Source organism: Allocatelliglobosispora scoriae, assembly GCF_014204945.1.
Taxonomy (GTDB): Bacteria; Actinomycetota; Actinomycetes; order Mycobacteriales; family Micromonosporaceae; genus Allocatelliglobosispora; species Allocatelliglobosispora scoriae.
This window is the reverse complement of the sequence record NZ_JACHMN010000001.1, coordinates 1,169,052-1,179,433: the sequence shown is the minus strand read 5'-3', so window position 1 is coordinate 1,179,433 and position 10,382 is coordinate 1,169,052. Positions and strand designations below refer to the sequence as shown.

The 10,382-nt window shown below is 70.3% G+C and carries 9 protein-coding genes; all 9 read right to left on the bottom strand.

What is annotated here, in order from left to right; all coding sequences use genetic code 11:
* Nucleotides 1-36: 36 nt before the first annotated feature.
* A complete protein-coding gene (locus F4553_RS05315; protein ID WP_184832766.1) occupies nt 37-408 on the bottom strand; it encodes a VOC family protein in 372 nt (123 codons plus the stop codon).
* Nucleotides 409-458: 50 nt separating this feature from the next.
* A complete protein-coding gene (locus tag F4553_RS05310) occupies nt 459-2,159 on the bottom strand; it encodes a family 2A encapsulin nanocompartment cargo protein cysteine desulfurase (protein ID WP_221469698.1) in 1,701 nt (566 codons plus the stop codon).
* A gap of 7 nt (nt 2,160-2,166) precedes the next feature.
* Nucleotides 2,167-3,099 carry a family 2A encapsulin nanocompartment shell protein gene (locus F4553_RS05305; RefSeq protein WP_184832762.1) on the bottom strand — a complete coding sequence of 311 codons (933 nt, stop codon included), beginning with the start codon at nt 3,097-3,099 and terminating at the stop codon, nt 2,167-2,169.
* Between the two features lie 102 nt (nt 3,100-3,201).
* The gene (locus F4553_RS05300; RefSeq protein WP_184832760.1) at nt 3,202-4,407 is read right to left on the bottom strand and encodes an ROK family transcriptional regulator; all 1,206 of its coding nucleotides are present in this window, start codon (nt 4,405-4,407) and stop codon (nt 3,202-3,204) included.
* Nucleotides 4,391-5,281, bottom strand: a complete 891-nt coding sequence (locus F4553_RS05295) for a sugar phosphate isomerase/epimerase family protein (protein ID WP_184832758.1) — start codon at nt 5,279-5,281, stop codon at nt 4,391-4,393. Before F4553_RS05295 ends, F4553_RS05300 begins: the two co-directional genes overlap by 17 nt.
* 82 nt (nt 5,282-5,363) lie before the next feature.
* Entirely contained in the window at nt 5,364-6,551 is a 1,188-nt protein-coding gene (locus tag F4553_RS05290; RefSeq protein WP_184832756.1) for a substrate-binding domain-containing protein, read from the bottom strand.
* Nucleotides 6,552-6,682: 131 nt separating this feature from the next.
* Nucleotides 6,683-7,657, bottom strand: a complete 975-nt coding sequence (locus F4553_RS05285) for an ABC transporter permease (RefSeq protein WP_184832754.1) — start codon at nt 7,655-7,657, stop codon at nt 6,683-6,685.
* A complete protein-coding gene (locus tag F4553_RS05280; protein ID WP_184832752.1) occupies nt 7,654-8,640 on the bottom strand; it encodes an ABC transporter permease in 987 nt (328 codons plus the stop codon). Before F4553_RS05280 ends, F4553_RS05285 begins: the two co-directional genes overlap by 4 nt.
* The gene (locus tag F4553_RS05275) at nt 8,637-10,157 is read right to left on the bottom strand and encodes a sugar ABC transporter ATP-binding protein (protein WP_184832750.1); all 1,521 of its coding nucleotides are present in this window, start codon (nt 10,155-10,157) and stop codon (nt 8,637-8,639) included. Before F4553_RS05275 ends, F4553_RS05280 begins: the two co-directional genes overlap by 4 nt.
* Nucleotides 10,158-10,382 lie beyond the last annotated feature (225 nt).

The window sequence follows — 10,382 nt, the reverse complement described above, 5'->3', positions numbered from 1 at the left end:
GGTGCCGGGGCGGCCATCCGCCCCGGCACCGGGAACTCAGCGATGGCGTTCCGCCGCGCTGCGCAGCACGCAGAACTCGTTGCCCTCCGGGTCGGCGAAGACCACCCACCCGGTCCCGTCGGGCACCCGGCGGTCGGCGACGATGGTGGCTCCGAGCTTGAGGACCCGCGACACCTCGGTGTCGCGGGTCGTCTCGGGCACCAGGCAGATGTGCACCCGGTTCTTCACCGATTTCGGCTCGGGCACCTGTTGGAAGAAGAGGTTGGGCCCGTCCGGCGTGAGGATCTCCACCTCGGCATCGCCGGGGACGGCCTCGTCGCTGATCGGCTGGCGCATGACCGCGCTCCAGAAACGCGCGAGCCGGTAGGGTTCGGCGCAGTCGAACGCGACGTTGTGAATGACTGGCATGGTGGCCAGTCAATACCCTCCGGCCGGCCCGCGCAAAGGAAACACTCCGGTCAGCGCCGGCGACCGACGTTCGCCGCCAGTCGGTGCAGGGCGGCGACGAGGAGATCGACCTCGTCGCAGGTGTTGTAGAGCGCCAGCGACGGGCGCACGGTCGACTCCAGCCCGAAGCGGCGCAGGATCGGCTGGGCGCAGTGGTGCCCGGAGCGCACGGCGATGCCCTCGCGGTTGAGCGCCGAGCCGACCTCCTCGGTGCGGTACCCCTCGAGGACGAAAGAGAGCACGCTGGCCTTCTCCGCCGCGGTGCCGATCAGACGCAGGCCCGGCACGGCCCGCATCGCCTGGGTGGCGTAGCCGAGCAGGTCGTGCTCGTAGCGGTCGATCGACTCCAGGCCGATCGACTCCAGATACTCCAGGGCGGCGCCGAGGCCCACCGCGTCGGCGATGTTGCCCGTCCCGGCCTCGAAACGTGCCGGGGGCTGCTGGAACACGGAGCGGTCGAAGGACACGTCCTCGATCATGTTGCCGCCGAACTGCCACGGCGGCATCGACTCCAGCACCTCCGGCTTGGCGTAGACGACGCCGATGCCGGTGGGCGCGAACACCTTGTGCCCGGAGAAGACGAAGAAGTCCGGATCCTGTGCCTGCACGTCGATGCGCTTGTGCGCCACGGACTGGGCCCCGTCGATGAGGACCCGGGCACCGGCCCGGTGGGCCATCGCGATGACCTGGTCGATCGGGACGACGGTGCCGAGCGCGTTGGAGACGTGGGTGACCGCGACCAGCTTCGTGCGGTCGTTGAGCATCCGGCCGAACTCGTCGAGGCGGATCTGGCCGTCGTCGTCGACCGGGATCACCCGCAGCTTCGCGCCCTTCTCGGCGGCGAGCTGCTGCCAGGGCACGATGTTGGCGTGGTGCTCCAGGTGCGAGATGACGATCTCGTCGTCGGTGCCGATGTGCTGGCGGCCCCACGTCTGAGCGACGAGATTGACCGCCTCGGTCGCACCGCGTACGAAGATGACGCTGTCGGCGGAGGCAGCGCCGATGAAGCGGGCCACCGTGGAGCGGGCGCCCTCGTAGGCGTCGGTGGCGCGGGCGGCGAGCTCGTGCGCGGCCCGGTGGATGTTGGAGTTCTCGTGGGCGTAGAAGTACGCCAGCCGGTCGATGACCGCCTGCGGCTTCTGCGTCGTCGCCGCGTTGTCCAGCCACACCAGCTGCCGACCGTTGACCCGCTCGGCGAGGATCGGGAAGTCGCGCCGGACCGCCCCGAGATCGTAGGCCGGAGTCGGCCCGGCCGGCGCCACGTCCCATGCCGGGACCGACGAGGCCGCGAACTCCGTGAAGTAGAACCGCGTGTCGCCGACGGGCGACGGCGGAGCGCTCGGCGCGGGCGGTGTCTGCGGCGCCAACCGCGGCACCGAATAGTCCGGGGCCGGAACCGACGTGGGCCGCGAGGTGAGCGGCTGGGGGTCGGTGAGGAAGTAGTAGGAGGCCGACGAAGGCACCAGCAGGCCCGAGGCGGCTGACACGGCCCCGACCGCAGGCGTCTGCGGTCCCTGCAGCCCACCCGACGAGGCGAGGGCGGCCAGGGCGGCCAGCACCGCGGGGGTCGGCTCGGCAGTCTGCGGCGCCGGCGCCAGGGCCTGTGTGAGAGGCCCTGGCGCGGAGTCGCTGCCGGGCAGGGCGGCGAAGAACTCGCCCGCGAGGCGGTTCATCGTCGCTTCGTCCGGAAGGCCCGGTGGCACGTCGGTCATGACCGCGTCACTTCGTGTAGACCGGCTGGTAGTCGTGGTACCGGTCGACCTCGACATCGTCGAGGACCGCCAGCGCGTCCGGGGTGAGGATCGCGAGCGAGCAGTAGAGCGTGATCAGGTAGGACGCGATCGCGTTGCGGCCGATGCCCATGAACCGCACCGACAGCCCGGGGCTCTGCTCACCGGCGAGGCCGGGCTGGTAGAGACCCACGACACCCTGCCGCTTCTCGCCGACGCGCAGCAGCACGAACTTGGTCTTGCCGTTCTCCAGCGGCACCTTGTCCGACGGGATCAGCGGGATGCCGCGCCACGTCAGGAACTGCGAGCCGAAAAGGCTCACGGTTGGTGGTGGCACGCCCCGCCGGGTGCATTCGCGGCCGAAGGCGGCGATCCCTTCGGGGTGGGTCAGGAAGAACGCCGGCTCCTTCCACACCTTCTTGATCAGCTCATCGAGGTCGTCCGGGGTCGGCGGTCCGGCGAGCGTGGAGATCCGCTGGCTGTCGGCGACGTTGGTGAGCAGCCCGTAACCGGGGTTGGTGAGTAGCTCGCGCTCCTGGCGCTCCTTGATCGTCTCGATCGTGAGGCGCAGCTGCTCGGCGACCTGGTCGTAGGGCTGGCTGTAGAGGTCCGAGACCCGGGTGTGCACGTCGAGCACCGTCCCGACCGAGGTCAGGAAGTATTCCCGCGGGTTCTCCTCGTAGTCGACGTATGTCGACGGCAGGTCGTCCTCGCCGCGGGGAGGCGGGCAGGCCACCTCCACCGAATCCGGATTGCTCGCCTGGTTGAGCCGGTAGATGCCGGCCTCCACGGGCACCCACTGCAGTAGATGCACCAACCAGCGCGGGGTGATGGTCGACATCTGTGCGACGGTCTTGGTGGCGTTCGCGAGTTGCCTCGCCGCGACGTCACCAAGCGCGACACGCGCTTGCCCCTCAGGCATCGAGGCTCCTTCCGTTCATCGACGCCAGGCTACCGATTCTGATCATCAGGTCCAGGGAACGATCAGCATGCGGACCTGCTGTGAACTCCTTGTTAAGGGGCGTCAGAACCGCCGCCGGTGGGCCAGTTCGCTGGCGAGCACCGCGGCGCCCGTCACTCCCGCCCGGGGCCCCAGCTCCGAGAGCACCACCAGCAGGTTCCCGGTCGCGAGCGGCAGCGACCGCTTGTAGACCACCGCCCGGATGTCGGCGAGCAGCAGGTGCCCGAGCCCGGCCAGCCCGCCGCCGATGACGATCATCGACGGGTTGATGAAGCTCACCATGCCGGCGAGGACCTCGCCGAGGTAGCGGCCGCCCACCCGGACGAGGTTCACGCAGGTCATGTCTCCCTCGGCTGCCGCGTCGCCGACGTCCCGGGCGGTCAGCGTGCCCTGCGCGGCGAGCCGCCGGGCCAGTGCCGGCGACGCCCCCGACCGCGCCGCGGCGAGCGCCTCCCGCGCCAGGGAGGAGCCGCTGAAGAAGACCTCCAGGCAGCCGACGTTGCCGCAGTAGCAGACCGGGCCCCTGCCGTCGACCTGGATGTGCCCCATGTCCCCGGCGCACCCGTCGGCGCCGCGGTGGACCAGCCCGCCGAGGTGGATGCCGCAGCCGATCCCGGTCCCGACCTTGACGAAGAGGAAGTTGTCGATCGTGTGGGCGATGCCGCTGTGGCGCTCGCCGATGCTCATGATGTTGACGTCGTTGTCGACGGCGACCGGGCAGCCGTGCTCGATGCCGAGGGTGGAGCGCAGCGGGAACCGGTCCCAGCCCGGCATGATCGGTGGGAAGACCGGCATGCCGTCGCGGACGCTGACCGGGCCCGGCAGGCCCACGCCGAGCGCGTCGAGGCGGCGGTAGGCGCCGTCGGCCCGCATCTTCTGCAGGATCTCGTTGACCCTGGTGAGCACCACGTTCGGCCCGACGCTGATGTCGGCGGCCTCGCTGTGCGCGGCGATGGGTTCCAGGCTGCCATCGGTGATCTCGACATCGATCGAGGTGGTGCCGAGGTCGACGGCGGCGTAGCGGATCTCCGGGTTGAGGCGCAGCAGCAGCGACCGGCGGCCGCCGCGCGACTCGGCCGGGCCCGCGCCCTGGATCATGCCCGCCTCCGCCAGCGCGTCGAGCTCGATGGCGAGGCGCGAGCGAGGCTGGCCCAGTCGGTCCGCGAGCTCCACCCGCGACAGCGGGCCGTGGTCGCGCAGCAGGCAGAGCAGTTGGTACGAGATCGGCTCCGCCCGTTGCGGCGACGGACCCTTATCCTCGGTCGGCATCGGCGGACCGGTCACCGGCGAGCTCGGCCAGGACCTTGCGCAGGTGGGCGAGCCCGTCGGTGGCGAGCAGATCCTGGCTGGGTGCCAGTGGCCGCCAGATCGCCGCGGCGACGGCGATCGCCTCGTTGTCCCCGGTGAACGACTCGATGCAGACGCCGCCGGTGTAGCCGGTGCCGATCAGCTCCCCGAGCCAGCGGGTCCAGTCGATGTGGTCCTGGCCGGGTGCACCCCGGTGCGAGCCGCTCACCTGCACGTGGACCAGGCGCGGCCCGGCGAGGGTGACGGCGGCGTAGGGGTCGGCCTCCTCGATGTTCATGTGGTAGCTGTCGAGCATGATGCCGACGTTGCCGGGCAGCGGGTCGATCGCTTCGAGCGTCTGCTCGACGGTGTTGACGACGCTGGTCTCGTAGCGGTTGAGGGCCTCGATGCCGATCGAGATGCCGCGCTCGCCGGCGTACTCGGCGAGGGGTTCGAGGGCTGCGCGGAGCTCGCGGTAGCAGGCGGCCCGGTCCTCGACGGACATCCGCCAGACCCGGCCGACCGAGGCGTAGAGCGGGCCGCAGACCGAGGGCGCGCCGACCGCGACCGCGGCGTCGATGAGCGCCCGCGCGTAGTCCTGCGTCTGCGCGACGGTCGCTGCGTCCGTGCAGACGAGTTCGCGGCCGGGGGGAGTGACCGCGCAGATCGTGGCGGCGGTGAGGCCGTGCCGGTCGAGCAGGTCGCGGGTGGTCTCGGGGGACCAGTCGCCGAGCTGTTCGACGGGGAGCTCGACGCAGTCGAAGCCCCACCCGGCGATGCGGGGCACGAGGCCGGCGAGCGCTTCGTCGGTGATGGGCGAGGTCCAGACCCAGGGGTTCACGCCGAGGGCGAACATGGCAGGTGCTCCCAACTTCGAAGGCGGCGTGCCGCGCGGCTGGGACGGTAGCCGCGCGGCACGCCAGGTGCGGGGTGGACGATTACTTCCCGCCCCAGTTCTGCGGGTAGCCGGGCAGCGACGTGCAGCCGCACATCGCGTAGTGCAGCGGCGGCATGTTGGGCTGGACGTACTGGCTGAGGTTGCCCTCGTTGATCGTCGGCTGGGGCAGCTTCCACGGGCTCGCCACCTGCTCGCCCGCGAGGATCTTCAGCGCGGCGATGACCGGGGTGCGCCACTGGAAGGTGGGGTAGGTCGGCGCGATCGCGGTGAGCTTCTTGTCCTGCCAGAGCTTCAGGAAGTCCTGCTGGTCCTCGCCGACCAGCGGCGGGATCGGCTTGCCGGCGTCCTCGAACGCCTCGGCGGCGGCGACGGCGGTGGCACCGGCGTCCATCCAGATGCCGTCGATGTTGCCGAAGCGCTGGATGTAGTTGGTGACGATCGTCTTCGTCTTCGCCGGGTCGCCGTCGGTGAACTCGACGCCGACGACGTCCAGCTTGGACTTGTCGAACGCGACCTTCGCCGCCGACCAGCGCGTCTCCAGCACGTCGACGCCGGGCAGGATGCGCAGGGCGAGCACCTTGCCGCCGGACTTCACCTTCTCGGTGAGGAACTCCGCGCCGGTGGCGCCGAAGGCGTACCCGCCGATGGGGTTGATGAACGTGACCGGGCACTTGGTGTTGACGCCGCGGTCGAAGACGATGACCGGGATCTTCGCGCAGGCCTGCTCGACGGCCGGGGTGAGCGTGGCGGTGGTGTTGGGGGAGACGATCAGGGCGCTGCAGCCCTTGCCGAGCAGGTCGGTGATGTCCGAGATCTGCTTGTCGTCCTTGCTCTCGGCGTCGGCGACGGTGAACTTGGTGATCAGGTCCTTGTGCAGCGCGACTTCGGCCTGCATGTTCTTGAAACCGACCTGGCGCCACGGGTTGCCGACACCGGCGTTGGAGAAGCACAGGTGGTAAGGGCCGGCCTTCTTGTACTTCGCGGTGTCGACCAGGGTCGGCTCGAGCGCCTGCTCCCACGGCTTGGCCGCGTCACCGGTCGCCGTCGCGGTGCGCAGCGCCAGCTCCTTGTCGTAGTCGGCCTGCACGAAGAACTTCGACTGCTCGCCGGTGGTCGCCGACTTGCTCACGGCCGTGCTGGGTGACGCCTCGGGGACATCGCTGGTGCAGCCCGCGGCCGCGACCAGGACGGCGGCCACCAGGACGGTGGCACCGATCGATCTTTTCATCCTTGATCCTCCTAGTGAAACTGTTTAAACGCCCGTCAGTTGGCCGCTGGCAAGGCGCACGGCGCCGCCGTGTGCGGTTTGGCACACAAGGTGCCGAGCAACGCCGCCAGCGGCCAACTGACGGGCGTTTTCTAACGGCGGCGCAGGGTGCCAATCGCTACGGCGGCGATGATGATCAGGCCCTGTACCGCGGATTTCAGCGCTCCCGAGACCCCCAGCAGGTTGAGCAGGGTGAAGAGGGTCTCGAGGGTGAGCGCGCCGAGCATGGCGCCGGTGACCGAACCCCGGCCGCCGCCCAGCACGACGCCGCCGAGCACGACGGCGGTGATCGCGGTGAACTCCAGGCCCGCGCCGACCTGGAAGGAGACCCCACCGAAACCGCCGAGCAGGATCGCCGCGACGGCGGCGAGCGCGCCGCTGAAGAGGAACGCGATGGTGCGTACGCGGGCCGTGCGCACCCCGGACAGCGCCGCTGCGCGCGGGTTGTCGCCGACGGCGAGCAAGATCCGGCCGAAGTCCGACCGCATCGTCACGATCACCAGCACCGCGACCCCGATGAGCACCAGCACGGCGTAGGGCAGCTGCCCCAGCACCGGGATCCCCTCGATCCCCTTGCGCCCGATCAGCCGGAACTCCTCCGACAGCGCACCGCGCGGCGAGCCGCCGGTCCAGGTGTAGACGGCGCCGACGAGGATCAGGTACATGCCGAGCGTGGTGATGAAGCTCGGTACGTGCAGCAGCGTGGTGACGACGCCGTTGACGAGGCCGACGAGCAGCCCGAAACCGACCATGACGCCGATGACCGGCCAGGTCAGTGACGGGTCGCCGTCGATGAGGCGGGCGGCGATGACGACCTCGGCGGTGACGAGGGAGCCGACGGAGAGGTCGAAGTCCCCGGCCGCGATGACGAAATACTGCCCGGCGGCGAGGATGACCAGGGGCGCGGCGCGCTTCATGAAGGCGAGCAGCACCGGCGGGTCGTAGAAGTCCGGCTGGCGGAACGCGATGACGACGAGCAGCGCGGCGAGGATCGTCACGATCGGCCAGATCCCGCCGAAGCGGAACCGGCTGCCGGTGGCGGGTGTGACGGCGGCTTCGGCACTCATGCGGCCACGACCTTCCGGGAGGCCGTCCCGCTGCGCATCCGCAGGGCGTAGACGGCGACGGCGGCGACGATGACGACACCGCGTACCACCTGCTTGAAGAAGGGGTCGACGGCGAGCTGGTTGAAGATGGTGTCGATGACCGCGAGCAGCGCGACCCCGCCGACGGTGCCTGCGACCCCGCCCTTGCCGCCGGCGAGCACGGTGCCGCCGAGCACGACCGCGGCGATCGACTCCAGGTCGTAGCCGCCCTCGCTGCCGACCCGGGGCGCTCCCGCGCCGAGCCTGCTGGCGAGGTAGAGCCCGGCGATCCCGGCGCAGATCGAGCAGATCACGTGGGTACGCAGCAGCACCCGGTCCGTTCGCACGCCCGACAGGCGCGCCACGTCGATGTCGCCGCCGACGGCGATCAGGTGGTGGCCGTAGCGGGTGCGCCGCAGCAGCACCCACGCGATGGCCGCGAGTGCCGCCATCAGCACGAACGACAGCGGGATCGGCCCGATCCGGTCGTAGCCGAGGTGCTGGAAGGAGGCGGGCACGCTGCCGGTGGGCCCGGCGTAGCCCTGCTCCAGATAGCCCTTGATCAGCAGCCCCACCCCGAGCGTCGCGATGAACGCGTTGATCCGCAGCTTGGTGATGAGCAGCCCGTTGACGAGGCCGATCACGGCGGAGACGGCGAGCACCAGGGCGATCGCGGGCAGCACGTTGCCATCGGATCCGGCCATCGTCTCGGCCGCGATCAGCGAGGTCAGGCTGATCACGTAGGCGACGGAGAGGTCGAGGGACCCGGCGAGGATGGCGAAGGTCTGCCCGATCGCGACGATGCCGAGGCCCGCCGCGCGCTGGAGCAGGCTGATCGTGCTGGACTCGGTGAACAGCGAGCCGCCGTCGGCCGCGACGAGGATGCCGCCGACGGTGAGGGTCACCGCGAGGGCCACCCAGACGCCGCGGGTCGCGTCGATCGCGGGCAGGCGCAGCCGGTTCACGCTGCCACCGCCGGGATCGCGCCGGTGGCGAGGCCGACGACGGACTCCTCGCCGGCGCCGCCCGCGAGCAGCCCGGCGATCGCGCCGTCGCGCATGACGACGATGCGGTCGCTCATGCCGAGCAGTTCGGGCAGCTCAGAGGAGATCATGAGCACAGCGGCACCCTCCTTGGCGAGCCGTCGGATGAGGTCGTGGATGGCGGCTTTCGCGCCGACGTCGATGCCGCGGGTCGGCTCGTCGAAGAGCAGCACCCCGGGTGCGAGGGCGAGCCAGCGGGCGAGGATCACTTTCTGCTGGTTGCCACCGGAGAGGTATCGGATCTCCTGGTGGTCCCCGGCGGAGTGCACCTCGACGCTCGCGAGCAGGTCCCGGACGCTCGCGGTCCGCGCCGCGCGCCCCCACCACCGGGGTGCGATGGCGCGCCCGGCGAGCAGCGCGTTGTCGAGCACCGACTGGCTGGGCGCGAGCCCTTCGGCCTTGCGGTCCTCGGTGACGTAGGCGATCCCGGCCCGGGCTGCCTGGCGCGGCGACCGGATCCTGATCGGCTTGCCGTCCAGGACGGTCTCGCCGCTGGTGAAGGGGTCCACGCCGAAGATCGCCCGGGCCAGGGCGGAGCGCCCCGCGCCCTGCAGGCCGCCGACGCCGAGCACCTCACCGGCATGCAGGTCCAGGTCGATCCCGCGCAGCTTGGCGTTGGCCGCCGCGCGCAGGGACAGCCGGACCGCGCCGGTGTCACCGGGCTCGGCGCGGGCGGGGTAGTAGGCGGCGAGGTCGCGGCCGACCATGTGCCGCACCAGGATCTCGGGTGTCGCGTCGCCTGTCGCCACGGTGGTGACCCGGCGGCCGTCCTTGAGCACGGTGATCCGGGCGGACAGGTCGAAGACCTCGGTGAGGCGGTGCGAGACGTAGAGGATGCCGATGCCGCGCTCCTGCAGGCGCCGGACCAGGGCGTAGAGCAGCTCGACCTCGTGGTCGGCGAGCGATGCGGTCGGCTCGTCCATGATCAGCACGCGGGCGTCGAGGGAGAGCGCCTTGACGATCTCGACCACCTGCTGCTGGGCGACCCCGAGCCGCCCGACCGCGGTCGTGGGCTCGATTCCGGCGCTGCGCTCGTAGCCGATGCCCGCGAGCAGTTCGGCGGTGGCGGCGTTCATGGCGCGCCGGTCGACGAGGCCGAAGCGGGACGGCTCGCGGCCGAGGAAGACGTTCTCGGCGACGGTGCGGTCCGGCAGGAGGTTGAACTCCTGGTGGATGATGCCGATCCCGGCGGCCTGCGCCTGGCGGGGGGTGCGGAACGCGACAGGGGAGCCCGCGAACTCCATCGTTCCGGCGTCCGGCTCGTAGACGCCGGACACGATCTTCATCAGGGTCGACTTCCCGGCCCCGTTCTCGCCGACGACCGCGTGCACCTCACCGGGGTGCAGGTCAAGATCGATGCCATCGAGGACGCGTACGCCGAAGAAGGACTTTCCCGCGCCGCGGATCCGGAGAACCGGCTCTTCGTGATCTTCTCGCACCGCACCTCCAACTTTCGCTGCTGCTTCGAAGACTTTTGTCAAAATCCTCAGAAGCGCTTGGCGTTGGACGTTAAGCCCAGATCTGTTAATAGACAAGTCTGCAACCAGCCGGAAACGGTAACGGTTCGGCAATGGGCATTTGAGCTGGTCGAATGTGGATAAGTTCGCTCGGAGGTCCAGTCAACTGTGAACAAAGTTTTGTTGGAATCGAGCAAAGTTGTCATC

Coding starts and splice junctions, on each gene's coding strand:
- F4553_RS05315 (WP_184832766.1), bottom strand. CDS start 408: ATGCCAGTCATTCACAACGTCGCGTTCGACTGCGCCGAACCCTACCGG.
- F4553_RS05310 (WP_221469698.1), bottom strand. CDS start 2,159: ATGACCGACGTGCCACCGGGCCTTCCGGACGAAGCGACGATGAACCGC.
- F4553_RS05305 (WP_184832762.1), bottom strand. CDS start 3,099: ATGCCTGAGGGGCAAGCGCGTGTCGCGCTTGGTGACGTCGCGGCGAGG.
- F4553_RS05300 (WP_184832760.1), bottom strand. CDS start 4,407: ATGCCGACCGAGGATAAGGGTCCGTCGCCGCAACGGGCGGAGCCGATC.
- F4553_RS05295 (WP_184832758.1), bottom strand. CDS start 5,281: ATGTTCGCCCTCGGCGTGAACCCCTGGGTCTGGACCTCGCCCATCACC.
- F4553_RS05290 (WP_184832756.1), bottom strand. CDS start 6,551: ATGAAAAGATCGATCGGTGCCACCGTCCTGGTGGCCGCCGTCCTGGTC.
- F4553_RS05285 (WP_184832754.1), bottom strand. CDS start 7,657: ATGAGTGCCGAAGCCGCCGTCACACCCGCCACCGGCAGCCGGTTCCGC.